Origin of the sequence: Acinetobacter lwoffii (assembly GCF_024129855.1) — a bacterium.
Classification (GTDB): domain Bacteria; phylum Pseudomonadota; class Gammaproteobacteria; order Pseudomonadales; family Moraxellaceae; genus Acinetobacter; species Acinetobacter lwoffii_L.
The window spans coordinates 88,345-104,644 of sequence record NZ_JAMXXC010000009.1 but is presented as its reverse complement, the minus strand read 5'-3'; the positions used below and the strand labels follow the sequence as shown (position 1 = coordinate 104,644).

The 16,300-nt window shown below is 43.7% G+C and carries 12 protein-coding genes; 4 read left to right on the top strand and 8 right to left on the bottom strand.

The genetic code is table 11. From position 1 onward, the window contains the following. The coding region (locus tag NI465_RS09110) for an electron transfer flavoprotein-ubiquinone oxidoreductase (RefSeq protein ID WP_253145079.1) at positions 1–1,216 on the top strand (1,216 nt) is incomplete at its 5' end. A gap of 307 nt (positions 1,217–1,523) precedes the next feature. On the opposite strand, the gene NI465_RS09105 is transcribed toward NI465_RS09110, so the two are convergent. The 5 genes from NI465_RS09105 to betI all read right to left on the bottom strand — a co-directional run bounded on the left by NI465_RS09105 (position 1,524) and on the right by betI (position 8,709). Continuing rightward, a complete protein-coding gene (locus tag NI465_RS09105; RefSeq protein WP_253145078.1) occupies positions 1,524–3,725 on the bottom strand; it encodes an OsmC domain/YcaO domain-containing protein in 2,202 nt (733 codons plus the stop codon). Between the two features lie 341 nt (positions 3,726–4,066). Beyond that, positions 4,067–4,837 carry a TorF family putative porin gene (locus NI465_RS09100; RefSeq protein WP_253145077.1) on the bottom strand — a complete coding sequence of 257 codons (771 nt, stop codon included), beginning with the start codon at positions 4,835–4,837 and terminating at the stop codon, positions 4,067–4,069. A gap of 129 nt (positions 4,838–4,966) precedes the next feature. Beyond that, positions 4,967–6,622 (bottom strand): choline dehydrogenase, encoded by a 1,656-nt coding sequence (betA, locus tag NI465_RS09095; RefSeq protein WP_253145075.1) that lies wholly within the window; start codon positions 6,620–6,622, stop codon positions 4,967–4,969. Between the two features lie 11 nt (positions 6,623–6,633). After that, positions 6,634–8,109: a betaine-aldehyde dehydrogenase gene (gene betB, locus NI465_RS09090; protein WP_253101067.1), complete on the bottom strand. Its 1,476-nt coding sequence runs from the start codon at positions 8,107–8,109 to the stop codon at positions 6,634–6,636. 21 nt (positions 8,110–8,130) lie between these two features. Further along, the gene (gene betI / locus NI465_RS09085; protein ID WP_005106923.1) at positions 8,131–8,709 is read right to left on the bottom strand and encodes a transcriptional regulator BetI; all 579 of its coding nucleotides are present in this window, start codon (positions 8,707–8,709) and stop codon (positions 8,131–8,133) included. A 269-nt stretch (positions 8,710–8,978) separates the two neighbouring features. On the opposite strand from betI, the gene NI465_RS09080 reads away from it, so the two are divergent. After that, positions 8,979–11,015, top strand: a complete 2,037-nt coding sequence (locus NI465_RS09080; RefSeq protein WP_253145073.1) for a choline transporter — start codon at positions 8,979–8,981, stop codon at positions 11,013–11,015. A 28-nt stretch (positions 11,016–11,043) separates the two neighbouring features. Further along, the gene (locus tag NI465_RS09075; protein WP_253101176.1) at positions 11,044–11,652 is read left to right on the top strand and encodes a MarC family protein; all 609 of its coding nucleotides are present in this window, start codon (positions 11,044–11,046) and stop codon (positions 11,650–11,652) included. 64 nt (positions 11,653–11,716) lie between these two features. Here the strand turns inward: NI465_RS09075 and NI465_RS09070 are convergent, their stop codons facing one another. Beyond that, a complete protein-coding gene (locus NI465_RS09070) occupies positions 11,717–13,882 on the bottom strand; it encodes a TonB-dependent receptor family protein (protein ID WP_253145072.1) in 2,166 nt (721 codons plus the stop codon). 500 nt (positions 13,883–14,382) lie between these two features. Then, positions 14,383–15,300 carry a LysR family transcriptional regulator gene (locus tag NI465_RS09065; protein ID WP_180087000.1) on the bottom strand — a complete coding sequence of 306 codons (918 nt, stop codon included), beginning with the start codon at positions 15,298–15,300 and terminating at the stop codon, positions 14,383–14,385. Positions 15,301–15,630: 330 nt separating this feature from the next. On the opposite strand from NI465_RS09065, the gene NI465_RS09060 reads away from it, so the two are divergent. Further along, positions 15,631–15,798 (top strand): hypothetical protein, encoded by a 168-nt coding sequence (locus NI465_RS09060; protein ID WP_005100295.1) that lies wholly within the window; start codon positions 15,631–15,633, stop codon positions 15,796–15,798. Between the two features lie 160 nt (positions 15,799–15,958). Here the strand turns inward: NI465_RS09060 and NI465_RS09055 are convergent, their stop codons facing one another. Continuing rightward, positions 15,959–16,156: a hypothetical protein gene (locus tag NI465_RS09055; RefSeq protein WP_005100292.1), complete on the bottom strand. Its 198-nt coding sequence runs from the start codon at positions 16,154–16,156 to the stop codon at positions 15,959–15,961. Positions 16,157–16,300: the final 144 nt, after the last annotated feature.

Genomic DNA, 16,300 nt, shown 5'->3' with positions numbered 1-16,300 from the left:
TGGTAAAGATGGCGAGCCGACGCATAACTTTACCCCGGGTTATGAACTGCATGCCAAATACACAATTTTCGCTGAAGGCTGTCGTGGTCACCTCGGTAAACGTCTGATCCAGAAGTTCAACCTGGATAAGGACGCTGATCCGCAGCACTACGGTATCGGCATTAAAGAGCTTTGGGAAATCGATCCTGCCAAGCACAAACCGGGTCTGGTCATGCATGGTGCCGGCTGGCCGCTTTCTGAAACTGGTTCTTCAGGCGGATGGTGGCTCTACCACGCCGAGAACAATCAGGTGACCCTGGGCATGATCGTGGATCTTTCTTACACTAACCCGCATATGTATCCGTTCATGGAAATGCAGCGCTGGAAAACCCATCCTTTAATCAAGCAATATCTGGAAGGTGGTAAGCGTATTTCCTATGGTGCGCGTGCCGTGACCAAAGGTGGCTTTAACTCACTACCAAAATTCACTTTCCCAGGTGGCTCGTTAATTGGTGATGATGCCGGCTTCCTGAACTTTGCCAAGATCAAGGGTTCTCATACGGCGATGAAATCCGGCATGCTCTGCGGTGAAGCGGTGTTTGAAGCGATTGCTGCTGGTGTAGAAAAAGGCGGTGATCTGGCGGTGGCGCGTGTTATAGAGGGCGAAGATTTCTTTGTGAAAGAACTCACCGCATATACCGACAAGTTCAACAACAGCTGGTTAAAAGAAGAGTTATACAACTCGCGTAACTTTGGCCCGGCAATGCACAAATTCGGTCAATGGATCGGTGGTGCCTTTAACTTTATCGACCAGAACGTGTTTAAAGTTCCGTTCACCTTGCATAATCTGGTTCAGGACCATGCTGCGCTAAAAACCCAGGCAACTGAAAGCTTTAAGCCGAACTATCCAAAACCGGATGGTAAGCTGACCTTTGACCGTCTGTCTTCGGTGTTTGTATCGAATACCGTGCATGAAGAGAACCAGCCAGCACATTTGAAACTGACTGATCCGTCCATTCCGGTGGAAGTAAATCTGCCGAAATGGGATGAGCCTGCACAGCGTTACTGCCCGGCGGGTGTTTATGAGCTCATGGAGAATAATGATGGTTCAAAACGCTTCCAGATCAATGCAGCCAACTGTGTGCACTGCAAGACCTGTGATATCAAGGATCCGTCCCAGAACATCACATGGGTAACACCGGAAGGTGGTGGTGGTCCGAATTACCCGAATATGTAAGGTAATTCTTGTGAATGAGAAAAATACATTCATTTCTCACATTCACATACCCAATCTTGAAGCAGTTAGTATTAACACTTCACTTTAATTTTTTAGGTAATTCCAGTTCCCTCGGGAGCTGGGATTAATAAATTTTCAAATAGAAAAATAGAAAAATAGAAAAATAGAAAAATAGAAAAATAGAAAAATAGAAAAATAGAAAAGATCGCATATAAGGTCAGAGATAAAAAGGGCCTACTCGAAACCGAGTAAGCCATCTTTAAGATTTAAAACAAATGACGAAAAATTTTAGTCATTCATCTATGGATTATTGCTGAGCCACAAACTTGGCACGCGCTGCATGCAATTTCTTATAGCTGTCAATTAAACGTAGATGACGATCCAGCCCTTTAAGCTGCATGTTGGTTTCGGTCAAACCATAGAAACGAACTGTGCCTTCGATTGAACCTAGAACGGCATCCATACGGGCACCACCAAACATACGACGGAAGTTGTGTTCATAATCTTCCAGTTCCATTTCATCATCCAGAATGACTTCCAGAACGACATTCATGCACTGGTAGAACAAGCCACGTTCAACGGTATTAGTATTGAACTGCAGGAACTGCTCAACCAGATCTTTGGCTTCTTCAAATTGCTGCAAAGCCATATAAATTAGAAGTTTCAGTTCGAGAATCGTCAGTTGACCCCATTCGGTATTTTCATCGAACTCAATACCGATTAAGGTTTTGATCTCGGTATAGTCATCCTCATCTGCTTCTTCCAGACGCTCAACCAGTGCTTCCAGTTGTTCATCATCCAGACGGTGCAAATTCAGGATATCTTCACGGTATAACAAAGCCTTGTTGGTATTGTCCCAAACCAGATCTTCTACCAGATAAATTTCCGAATAGCCCGGTACCAGAATACGGCAAGCTGTTGCACCTAGATGCTGATACACCGCCATATAAACTTCATGGCCCATGTCTTCCAGAATTGTGAATAATTCCTGAGCTTCATCCGCATTCGAGTTTTGACCATTATTGGTGAAATCCCACTCGACAAAATCATAATCTGATTTCGCGCTGAAGAAACGCCAAGACACCACACCGCTCGAGTCGATGAAATGCTCAACAAAGTTATTCGGTTCAGTTACTGCATTGCTGCTAAAAGTTGGTTTTGGCAGATCATTCAGACCTTCAAAACTACGGCCTTGTAACAACTCAGTCAGACTGCGTTCTAATGCCACTTCAAAGTTTGGATGGGCACCGAATGAGGCAAATACACCGCCGGTACGCGGGTTCATCAAGGTAACGCACATGACCGGGAACTGACCGCCTAGTGAAGCATCTTTGACCAGAACCGGGAAGCCCTGTTCTTCCAGACCTTTAATGCCTTCAACAATTTTTGGATATTTTGCCAGAACATGTTCAGGCACATCCGGTAGTGCCAGTTCACCTTCCAGAATTTCACGTTTTACCGCACGCTCAAAAATTTCAGACAGACATTGTACTTGCGCTTCAGCCAAGGTATTCCCGGCGCTCATCCCGTTACTTAAGTAAAGGTTTTCGATTAGATTTGATGGGAAATAAACGGTTTCACCATCAGATTGACGTACAAATGGCAGTGAGCAGATGCCACGTGCTTTATTACCAGAGTTGGTATCATAAAGATGGATACCCAATAATTCATCTTCAGGATCATAAATTTCACGGGTATGTTCATCTAAAACTTCTGCAGGTAGTTCGCCATTCAGACCTGGCTGGAACCATTTTTCATCTGGATAATGCACAAATTCGGCATTGGCAATATCCTCACCCCAGAACTGGTCGTTATAGAAGAAGTTACAGTTCAGACGCTCAATAAATTCACCCAAAGCAGATGCCAGCGCACTTTCTTTGGTCGAACCTTTACCGTTGGTAAAGCACATTGGCGACTGCGCATCACGAATATGCAATGACCAGACATTCGGCACGATATTACGCCAAGACGCAATTTCAATCTTCATGCCGAGGCCTGCCAGAATGGCAGACATATTGGCAATGGTTTCTTCCAGCGGCAGGTCTTTACCTGGAATGAAAGTCGTATGATCAGAAGCCAGACTTGGCATCAATAAAGCTTGAGCATCCGCATCAATGCTTTCCACTTCTTCAATGACAAATTCAGGACCGGTTTGAATTACTTTCTTGACAGTACAACGATCAATCGAACGTAAAATCCCTTGGCGGTCTTTTTCAGAAATATCAGCCGGCAGTTCCACCTGAATTTTAAAAATCTGTTTATAGCGGTTTTCAGGATCAACAATATTGTTTTGAGATAGGCGGATATTGTCGGTCGGAATATCACGTGCCGCGCAATAGACTTTGACAAAATAAGCCGCACATAAAGCTGAAGATGCCAGAAAATAATCGAATGGGCCGGGTGCCGAACCATCGCCTTTATAGCGGATCGGCTGATCGGCGATTACCGTGAAGTCATCGAACTTGGCTTCCTGACGAAGATTATCGAGATAATTGACCTTAATTTCCATGTGGATACCTAAATATTCTTATGTGCCGTCACGGACAGATAAGATGCTGAATCTGAATATACAAGCCGGTTCACGGAGGAGAACTTGAATGAAAAATAGAAAATGGTCAGGTTATACCATTTGACGAAGTGTCTGGATAACGCTGCCGAGAATGGGCGCTATTATAGAATTATTTTATGAAATTGATAATATTTGTCTGAAATTCTGGCAGATTAAACCAGATCCTCAGTCTTTCCTGAGCTGCCGGAGCATGAATCAACTTCAAGTCATGGCTTATACTATTAATCAAAGTTGCAGATAAGGCAGATTTTCACCCGCCTAGTCTGAATGATTTCATAATTTTAAAAATCATAACTCAGTGCAAATACTGCAAGATTACGCTGCTTGTCATCATAGCGGTCATAACCGCCAAAGATATATTCACCTGACACACTCAACTGCGGTAAAAGCGCATAACTGAGTCCGGCAGAAGCATAACGAAAGGCAAACTGCTTTTCGGTATCGCCCAGTTCACCGCCCTCATATTTGCCTTCATCGTTAAAATAGCTTCCTGCTGCTGTAATGCTGGCATTGAGACGATCATTTAACTGGTGGCTCAGGTTAAGCGTATAAAAAGTATCGCCCTGATTAGCATAAGCCACATCATACAGATAGGTCGATACGCTGGCGCCGATACTGGTTTGATCATTCAACGCACGACTTACATTTAAGCCCAACTCATTTCCAGTGGTGTTCTCACCGCCCGGATAATAATAGGTCGCATTCCATAAATCCCAGTCATAATTTTCGCTGCTATAGGTATAACCCAGCAGAAAATCATGCTCGAATTTGTCTGAACGATGTCCCGGACGCCCCTGCACTTCTGCATAAGAGTATCCAAGCGTAGATCCCCAATATCCAACATAAAAATTGCCATAAGCCAGATTCAATGCAGCCTGTACAGCAACGTCGTCATTTTCAGGTGCATTGGTCAAACCACGGGAGACGTACTTGGAGACCACACTCAAGTTTCCGCTTGCTTCTATTTTTTTTACTTCCGCATCATCAGCATAACAGTAAAAACTTGAAACAGCAGCACAGCCAAACAGCACTGTTTGATTGAATATTTTCATAAAATATAAATTGTATTAAGCAAAGCCGGAGATAAAACGAAAGCAGTCGAGATTTTATCTCCGTTTTGGGGAAAAAATTGAAATTCGTTTTACTCCTGCTTTACTAGACGACAGGAATAAAACCATAATTTAAGCGCGAGGCGCCTTGTAAAAAGGTGCAGATGAAGGCGCAAGAGCAGGTTTGCCACGAATATGGTCTGCCAGTTTTTCAGCGATCATAATCGTAGTTGCATTGAGGTTACCGGTAATGATCAAAGGCATAATCGAGGCGTCAATCACACGCAACCCCTGCATTTCATGTACGCGTCCATAACCATCGACAACCGCCATGTCATCCTCACCCATTTTACAGCTACATGATGGATGATACGCGGTTTCTGCATGATTACGAACAAATTCATCAATTTCAGCATCTGTTTGTAGATGTTTTCCCGGACTGATTTCTTCACCACGATAGGGATCCAATGCCGGCTGATGCATAATTTCCCGGGTAATCCGGATGGCATCGCGGAATTCACGCCAGTCCTGCTCGGTACTCATATAGTTGAACAGAATACTTGGATGCTCAAAGGGGTCTTTGGATTTCAGACGGACACGGCCACGTGACGGTGAACGCATAGAGCCCACATGAGCCTGAAAGCCATGTTCATGAATGGCATTGGTGCCATTATAATTAATCGCCACAGGCAGGAAATGATACTGGATATTGGGCCATTCAAATTCGTCTGAAGAGCGGATAAAACCACCAGCTTCAAACTGGTTACTGGCTCCAATACCTTTACCTAAAAACAACCATTCAGCGCCAATCATCGGCTGGTTATACCATTTGAGTGCCGGATATAAGCTAACCGGTTTTTTGCATTTATATTGCAGGTACATTTCCAGATGGTCTTGCAGGTTTTCACCCACACCAGGCAAATCCTGAACCACAGGAATATCCAGACTTTTTAACAGTTCGGCCGGACCTACACCGGAGCGTTGCAGGATTTGTGGCGAGGCAATTGCACCTGCACATAGTAGAACTTCACGATCCGCAAAGACCTGAATCGGCTGTAAGGTATTTTGACCTTCAAAATATTCTACGCCAATCGCCTGATTGCGATTAAACAGAATTCGGTTGGTCATGGCATGGGTAATAATGGTGAGATTATCCCGGCCTTTGGCTATATCGAGATAACCACGTGCTGTACTGGAACGACGGCCTTGCGGCGTTACAGTACGGTCCATCGGCCCAAAACCTTCCTGCTGATAGCCATTCAGGTCATCAGTACGTGGATAACCGGCCTGTACACCTGCCTCGACCATGGCATGGAACAGTTCATTATTGCCATTTTTAGGTGTTGCCACCGAAACCGGTCCAGAATCACCATGATAATCATTGCCGCCAATATCGCGCGTTTCAGCTTTTTTATAATACGGCAGACATTCAGCATAGCTCCAGTGTTCTAGCCCCTTCAGGCTGGCCCACTGTTCCAGATCCATGGCATTACCGCGAATGTAGCACATGCCGTTAATTAATGAAGAACCGCCCAGGCCTTTCCCGCGCCCGCATTCCATCCGACGGTTATTCATATGTGGTTCGGGGTCGGTCAGGTAGGCCCAGTTATAACGGCGTCCCTGCAATGGATAAGCCAATGCAGCAGGCATTTGTGTTCTGAAGTCTAGACGGTAATCCGGCCCACCTGCTTCCAGCAATAGGACTTTCACATCCGGATCTTCAGTTAAACGCGCTGCGAGTACATTCCCTGCCGAACCTGCACCGATAATAATATAGTCGTAATTCATCCAATCCTCCCTTATGCGCTAAATACAGACTGGAAAGGACTAAGTTCAACTTGCACCGACTTGGTCTGGGTATATTGCTGTAGCGTGACAATACCGTTTTCGCGACCGACACCTGAATGTTTATAGCCACCGACAGGCATTTCTGCCGGTGATTCGCCCCAGGTATTAATCCAGCAAATGCCGGCTTCGATTTGATGAATAATACGATGCGCACGTGCCAGATTCGGTGTCACGACACCAGCTGCCAAACCATATTCGGTATCATTGGCACGACGAATCGCCTCTTCTTCTGAGTCATAACTCAGAATACTCATGACTGGACCAAAAATTTCTTCACGGACAATCGTCATGTCGTCACGGCAATCGGTAAATACCGTTGGTAGCACATAAGCGCCTTGGGCAAACTGCTCATCTTCAGCACGGCCGCCACCACACAATAAGCGTGCACCTTCGATCTTGCCCTGTTCAATATAGCCCAGCACTTTTTCCATATGAGAGAAGCTGGACATTGGACCAAAATTGGTCTCAGGATCAAGTGGATCCCCCATACGGATATAAGGAATACGCTGCAAAATCTTGTCTTCAAATTCTGCTTTCAAGGCCAAAGGGATAAATACCCGGGTTCCATTGGTACAGACCTGACCAGAACTGTAGAAGTTAGCCATCATGGCTATATCTGCCGCCAGATCCAGATCGGCATCTTCACAGATAATCAGCGGGGATTTTCCGCCCAGCTCCATGGTGACTTCTTTCAGGCTGGAATTTGCAGCTTGGGCCATGACTTTTTTGCCGGTTGCGACACCACCGGTAAATGAAACTTTGGCTATGTCCGGATGTGAAGTCAGATAGCCACCAATGTCACCACTACCGGTCACCACATTAAATACACCATGTGGCACACCGGCTTCTGTATAAATTTCTGCCAGTTTTAATGCAGTTAATGGCGTGATTTCACTGGCTTTAAAGATCATGGCATTGCCTGCTGCCAGTGCAGGTGCAGATTTCCATAATGCGATCTGAATCGGGTAATTCCATGCACCAATCCCGGCGACCACACCCAAAGGTTCACGTCGGGTATAGACAAATGAACTGCTTCTGAGTGGGATTTGCTGACCTTCTAATGCTGGCAAAATACCTGCATAGTATTCAAGTACATCTGCACCTGTCGCAATATCGACGGTGGATGTTTCACTGAAAGCTTTACCACTGTCGAGACTTTCTAAACGCGCCAGCTCATCATTACGTTCACGGAGGATGGCAACAGCCTTGTTCAAAATACGCGAACGTTGAATCGCCGTCATTTCTGCCCAGACTTTTTGTCCTTTCTGTGCCGATTCAACAGCGCGATCGATATCTTTTCGCGTACACACTTGCACGTCTGCCAGAACTTCGCCTGTTGCAGGATTAATCGTTTGAAACGTGCTATTGGACGTTGCATCGACATATTGTCCATGAATATAAGGACGTTGCAGTTTGAATGTTGTCAATGGAATTTCCTCGCAGGTGGGTTATTTGAGTTGTTGCCGGATATATTCACTACACAGTTCAATCGGCAGTTCCGGGTCAATTTCGCCATTTACCAAAGCACCTCTTAGCCAGAATCCGTCAATCAATGCTGCCAGACCTTGAGCGGATTTCTCTGCCTGGTCTTTACTCAACTTTTTCATGAATTCATATTTGAGATTGGAATGTAAACGGTAATGATTGATTTGCTGTAAACGGTGTAATTCAGGTTGGTGCAAACTGCTAGCCCAGAACGCCAACCAGACTTTCATGGCTGCTTTGTCCGTTTGTGGAGCAGCAAAATTACCGCGTACGATCGCCAGCAGGCGCTGCTCCGGTAAGTCATCAACCTGTATCTTTATCTGTGCAACAGATTTACCCAATTGCTGCAATAAGTAACGCATTGTGGCTTCAATCAGCCCATTTTTACCTTGAAAATAATGACTTATGATACCAGTTGAAACACCTGCCCTCTGAGCAATCTGACTAATTGACGCTTCTGCAAAACCTAGCTCATTCACTGCAGCTAAGGTGGCATCGATCAGTTGCTGACGACGGATCGGTTGCATACCAACTTTTGGCATAGGACTAACCTGAATAACGGATATAACAATAGAAAGCCACTCTGCTAAAAAATTAGCAGAATGAGGTAACAATTCATAAACGCTTTTTTAATTGAACGTTCAATTAATAAAAATTATAGTGCCAGCTCACCCTTGATGTACAGCGCAGTTTGTTTTGGATTTGCAAAAGTTTGTAATTCACGAAAACAAGGAAGCTTTACCGCAGGCTTTTGCTTTTAAATCACACTGCACTGTAGATCATCCGGCAACAAAACGATGGTTAGAGATTTATGCAAAAGAAAAATGAAGAGAAGCAAGATAGTCTGAATAAAGTGGTTTTTTATTTTTCGGCGACGCTTATTCTGCTGTTTTCTATCATTACCATTTTATTTAATGAACAAGCCAATCAAGTCATTATCAATATCTTAAACTGGGTCAGTCGTACCTTTAGCTGGTATTATCTGCTGGCGGCAACGCTGTATCTGGTTTTTATCGTCTTTATCGCCTGTTCCCGTTATGGCGAGATTAAACTCGGCCCTAAACATTCCAAACCAGAATTTAGCCTGCTGAGTTGGTCGGCAATGCTATTTTCTGCCGGGATCGGGATTGACCTGATGTTTTTCTCGGTGGCGGAACCGCTTTCCCACTATATGAATCCACCTGTGGGCGAAGGTGAAACTTTTGAAGCTGCGCGCCAGTCCATGGTGTGGACCCTGTTTCACTACGGTTTAACTGGCTGGAGTATGTATGCGCTGATTGGGGTCGCGCTAGGTTATTTCAGCTATCGCTACAATTTACCGCTCACCATTCGATCAGCACTCTATCCTATTTTTGGAAAAAGAATTAATGGTCCAATTGGCCATACTGTGGATACGGCTGCAGTACTCGGCACAATTTTCGGGATTGCCACGACATGCGGGATTGGCGTTGTGCAATTAAATTATGGCCTGCATGTATTGTTTGATTTACCAGAAAATATCTGGATTCAAACTGCACTCATCGCCGTTGCCGTGATTATTACTATTATTTCAGTCACTGCCGGTGTCAATAAAGGCATCCGGATCCTGTCTGAAATTAATATCTATGTATCAATTGGGCTGCTGCTATTCATTCTGTTTGTAGGAAATACCGAGTTTTTATTAGCCGCCTTGATTCAAAATTTTGGTGACTATATCAGCCAGTTCCCGAAACTTTCTTTAACCAGTTTTCCTTTTGAACAACCGAAAGAGTGGATGAATAGCTGGACCCTGTTCTTCTGGGCATGGTGGATTGCCTGGTCACCTTTTGTCGGTCTGTTTCTTGCCCGTATTTCCCGTGGTCGTACCATTCGCGAATTTGTCACCGGGACTTTGGTTATTCCTCTGTTATTTACCCTGACCTGGTTGTCTATTTTCGGTAACAGTGCTTTATACAGCGTGATTTTTGATGGTAATACTCAACTTGCTACGACAGTTTTAGAAAATCCGGCACATGGTTTTTATGATCTGCTGGCGCAGTATCCAGGCTTTACGTTTACAGCAGGTGTCGCAACTATTACCGGCTTACTGTTCTATGTGACCTCAGCGGACTCGGGGGCATTGGTATTGGGAAATTTCACGACCAAATTCACTAATATTGAACATGATTCACCGCGCTGGCTGAGTGTGTTCTGGGCCATTGCCATCGGTTTGCTGACTTTGGCAATGCTCATGGCGAATGGCGTAACAGCATTACAGAACACCACGATTATTATGGGCCTGCCTTTTAGTTTCGTGATTTTCTTTGTGATGGCCGGACTGTATAAGTCCTTGCGTCTGGAGGATTTTCGGCAGGCCAGTACCAGTCTGAATGCTGCGCCTGTGGTCGGTAATGTGGATATCCTGAACTGGAAGAAGCGTCTGAGCCGGGTCATGCTGCATCCAAGCCTGTCCCAGACCCGGACCATGCTGGATAATGTTTGCAAACCAGCCATTGAGGCCGTTGCAACCGAGTTAATTGACAAAGGCATTCAAGTAAATATTCAGGAAAAATCGCTTGAGGAAGAACCTGAACTGTATCACCTGGATCTGACCATTCAGCTCGATGAAGAAGAAAACTTTGTCTATGAAATATGGCCGGTACGCTATGACACGCCAAATTTCAGTTCACGTGGTAAACGAACCAAACGTTATTACTATCGTCTGGAAAGTTATCTGTTTGAAGGCTCTCAGGGCAACGATCTGGTCGGTTATAGTAAGGAACAGGTGATCAATGACATCCTGGATAAATATGAACGCCATATGATGTATCTGCATATTAACCGGATCAGCCCAGGTAAACGTCCGCTGTTCCCGGACCGTGAAATCTAGGATATCTCAACTACGGAAGGACTGAATGATGTCAGAAAGTTTGAATGCATTTGCCCTGTTTTTCTCCCTGCTCAACCCTTTTCTGATGAGTATTTATATGCTCGGAATTATCCGTAATTCCGACGCAAAAGTATTCAACATGGCATTGATTCAGGGCAGTCTGATCAGCTTTATTGTGTTCATCATTTTTGCAAAAACCGGTGAAGCCTTCTTTAATGAAGTCTTGCATGTACGGTTTGAGTCCTTCCAGATTTTTGGCGGTATTATTTTTCTGGTGATTGGCTATCGTTATGTCTTTCAAGGTGCTGATACGATTGGTGTGATGCGTGGAGCGCCCAGTCATCTGGCGGGTACGATTGCCATGCCGTTTATGATCGGTCCCGGCACCATTTCGGCTTCCGTGATTACCGGGATTCAGCTCAGTTTAATGCAAACCATTCTGGTGATTTTCTTTACCCTGTTTCTGACCTGTAGCTTGCTAATTCTGATGAAATACCTGCATGATCATTTACAGCATAAATATTCCAACTACATTGACCTGTATGTCGATATTGTCGGTCGTGTTGCAGCGCTTCTGATTGGTACGATTGCCATTGATATGATTGTGACAGGCGTTACCGGAATTTTGGAAACCTGATAAATCCTTTCTATCAATAAATAAAAAGAGCGGTTTTTACCGCTCTTTTTTTGATTTTAAATAATTAAAATTTAAATGACACACCGGCATAAGTAGAAAAACCTTCACCTGGCGAAGATCGCGCTACATCAGCACCTTGATCATTTAAACCAGGAATCACGACCGCAGCATATTTTTCATCAGTGATATTTTTAAAGTTGATCCAGGTTTTCCATGATTGATGCTCTGGCGCATAACCCAGGTCAATGCCCCAGATCTGATAGTCGTCACTAAATCGGCTATTGGCATAATCATGCGCCATTTTGGATACATATTCAGTATTCAGACCAATATAGAGGCCATTATTCAAGGCATAACTCAGTTGAGCCTGATAAAGATGTTTAGGGATTCCCGGCAACTGGTTTTTGCCAAACAATGGATCATTTTTGTACTGAAAATCGCTAAGTGTATAAGCCTGTTGCAGACGCAGTTCGCCATATTCGGATTCATGCAATGGCGTATCCAGACTTAGCTCCACCCCTTGATGAATCGTTGGCGTGGCATTTGATTCAACAGCAATGGGCTCTGAAGGTCGATTCGATCCATCTTCATAGGTTTTAATCATTTCAGAGGTTAACAGTTCATTTTTCACTTTGGAATAATAGTAGCTCAGTGCCCAGTCTCCAAAGACTGATTGTCCACGTCCACCCAGTTCAAAGCTATTGGCGGTTTGCGTGTCCAAATAGATGGGCGCGCGCACCCGGCCTGAAGCGACACCACTGTCAAAATAATACGGTGAAGACCAAGCCATCGCCCAAGGATGTGCTGGCTCAATGCTGCGGCTTAAATTGGCAAACCATTGCACAGACTCATTCGGCTGATAGGTCAAACCAAGTCGTGGTGCAAAATTCCATTCATAACGGCTGACTTCAGGACTCGCCACAGGATAAGTTACTTCACTTTCCCGATGGGTATACACCGCTGCCAGTCCCAAATCTAATTTGAACTGATCATTTAATGTGGTTTCCTGATCAAATTGCAGGACGTTGTCTGAACCGCGATAGGTATAACGGCGGGTAACGGTATCTGCCGGATACAAAGTTCCATCAATAGTCGTATCACGTCGGATGGTTTCCGTTACACCACTGTCCGGACGATGAGTCGTGCTGCGCAAGGCAATACGCCCCTGATGCTCCAGACCTAGAAACTGGTAAGGTTTTTCATACTGGAAGCGCGCTGTAATATCTTCATAATCGACATTGGTACGATAACTGCTTTCACGTAAATCCAGCGGATAATGATGATAAGCCAGACTGCCAGTCAGTTTTGCATCATCCTGTAAATTCCAGGTCGTGGTATTGGCCAGCCAAGTACTGCCCGGCTGAATCCGTTTGGCATCTACCGCTAAATTAAAGCTATTCGCTGCTTCAGGATCATTTTTGAGCTGTTCTTGTGTAATCCGTCCTGGAGTTAAATGCTTGCTCTCACGGTAACGAGCATAAAAACGGGTTTCGATATCCGGACTGATCTGATAGCCCAAATTAAAAGCCAGACCCTTACCATCGCCTTCAGCATGATCCTGAATTCCATCAAACTGGGTACTCGTCAGCGCCAGATAATAATCCATCTGATCCAGCTTTCGGCCGGTACTAAACTGATATTTTTGATAACCATGGCTGCCCATTTCATATTTGAGTTCAGAGCCATCCTGATCTGCGCCGGTCTTGGTTCTATAGTTGATTGTTCCACCTAAGGCCAGTCCGCCTTGCTTAAAGCCATTGGCTCCGCGATAAACCCCGACATGATCAATCCACCAGGGTTCTAGCAGTTCATACGCTGTGCCGCCCGGTCCGGTAAATGGAATATCGTCAATCAGGACGTGCGTACCGGATGCGTGTGCACCTGAAGTCCGGTTGATTCCTGAACCACGGATTGAGACTTTTGCACCTTCATTTCCTGCAGACTGGGCATAAATTCCTGGCTGTAAACGGAACACATCGGCTGTGGTCGCAAGTCGTTGCTGTTCTAACTGCTGCTCGCCAATAAAATTCGTTCCTCCTGAAACCTGAGCCAGCTCTTTCTGATATTGCTGCTGCGGATTGGCATTTTGCTCAGCGCTGATCACAATGGTATTCAGCTGTTGAACGTTGCCCGGTTCTACGGCAGTTTCAGCATAAAGATGACCTGAGACAATCGACAGAATCATGAGGCTCAGCGGGCTTTTCTTGAGAGGAATTTTTGTCATGTGCATGGCGATTTTATACAGTCCTGTATAAGTGATTCCGTTTTATGAGAGGAAATCAGTTTAAAATTTATGCTGTAGCATAGATCAACATTGTTATTTTCAGGAGTTATTTTGTGCCAAAAAATTGACTGATCAGCGTATGTTCTTTCATTTTATTTAATCTTTTTATTAAAAATCAACTTGCAAGATCAGAACCACATCCTCACAAGTTCCAAGAACTTAATTTTTAAGTATTTGATATTTAATAATATGCAATTTAATTCTACACAGATGTATTTCTACTTGGCAAAATGTGATAATTAGAAAAATTTATAATCGACCAAACCAGTTCTTTAATTTCTAAAGTTGACAGAAGTTGTATATTTTCTGACTCGAAGTAGACAAAAGTAACCTCATCATCTTATAGAAAAATTGAAATTCTTGAGAGAAAAAAGTCTATTCTTAAAAATCCTGACGATGCAGGATTTTTAAAAATAACGGACTAAATATATTTAACTATTCGCAAATTAGCTGTAATAGACCTGTCTTTTCTTGGAAAACCGATCCAGCTGTTTCAAGAAGCCTTCAAAATAATCTTTCTGCTTTTCTTCTGTGCGATAGCCGGCGTATAAAGTTCGACGTAATCCTTCAGGTGCCACACAGTCGAGGCGGCGTGAAGTGACCCAGCCTTTCTGCTCATATTCATTTACCACCCAATCAGGTAATGCACCAATCCCGCGACCACTTGCCACCAGCTGAATCAGCATTTGGGTCAAATCTGTGGTGCGAATGTCTTTTGGTAGAATATTAGCGGGAATAAACAGACGCGACATAATGTCCAAACGGTGTTTATCCACCGGATAAGTTACCAGCGTTTCTTCAGCAAGCTCCTGAACAGTAATCTCTTTCGCACGTACCAGTGGATGGGTATTGGATAAAACCAAGCGTGATTCGTATTCGAAAATCGGGAAATATTCAATGCCTTTAAGCGCAATTGGATCAGCCGTAATCAGTAGATCAAACTCTCCGGTTTGTAATAATTCATGCGGATTCGATTCAAAACCTGAAGCAAAGTCCAGGTCTACATCCGGATATTGCATCCGGTATTGATTGAGTAGTGGCATCAACCAGTCAAAACAGCTATGACATTCAGAGGAGAAAACTATTCGTCCGGTCTGGCCATGCACAATACGGCTGATATCGCTCTGTGCAATTTGAACTTGCGGTAATATTTCATCTGACAGTTTTAACAACCGCTCCCCAACATTTGAAAAACTTACGGGACGACTACGCCGATTCACTACTTCAACCCCGAACCATTGGTCGAGTTCACGTAGCTGATGTGACAAGGCTGATGGGGTTAAACATAAATCACTTGCTGCTGCAACCAGAGAACCATGCTCCCGCAGAGCAGTTAAAGTTCTTAAATGGCGGAGTTCTATCATGGAAAATACCGGAAATTTCAAAAGACGGATGACACTTAATTTGTCTTAAGCATAACCCATTTCTCTTATTTTATTTAGTTTTTCTCATTTTTAAATCATAATAATGAGATATATTCACCTATTGGGTTTGTAGGTTTGAATTGCTATTCCCTTAATTTTTATTAATTTAATTTTATTGATTAAATTAATTTTATTAAATTTGTCTATAAAATAGCGCTTAAATTTACAGCAGCAACAAGATAGAAAACTAACTTCGGTATAAAAGTCACAGAATAATTTTGCTCAATTCATACAATAAAAAGTAGAAAATATTTTAGAGGATGAAAGACTATGTCCAATCCAACCGACCGAAATGATGATGAACTCACTGAAGAGCAACTTGATCCGCAAGAAAAACAGGATCGCGAGATCCAGCGAGGTCAATTAGGTCTTCATGATCCACAGCGACAACGTGATCAACTGCGTCAGGAAAGACAGGACGAAGAACAGAATCAATAAATTTTTCAAGGATTCAAAAATACAAAAACTCCCCGTTCTTAAAAATGGATGGGGAGTTTTTTTTCAGTATTAAAAAGTTAGGGACTAGTTTTCGCATCACAACATCTTATACATCTGATCTAACCTGAACAGCTCACCTTCTTGGATGAGTGCTGTTTTACTATTTCGCTTCTGTAGAGGCTTTTGCTTGTAGGGGCTGCGCCTGTGTTTCTGCTGTTTTTTTCTTGGCCTGAATTTGTGCCGCTATTTCCTGATTTTTCTCAGCAAAACGCAAGCCACCATCTCCGGCGAGACTTGTTTGGCTCATCACCATGCTGCTGCCCAAGATTAAAATCAGCTTAAAAAATTGATTTTTCATGTCTCATCTGCCTTTTTATTCTAATGGTATTAAAAATAAGCAATTATTATTCCAATGTTTTTATGCTTATTTAGTTTTTTGACTGCACTTTCTATTTTATAGGGATAATCTTCGAAAATACAAAGTCAATCATCGTAAAAATAT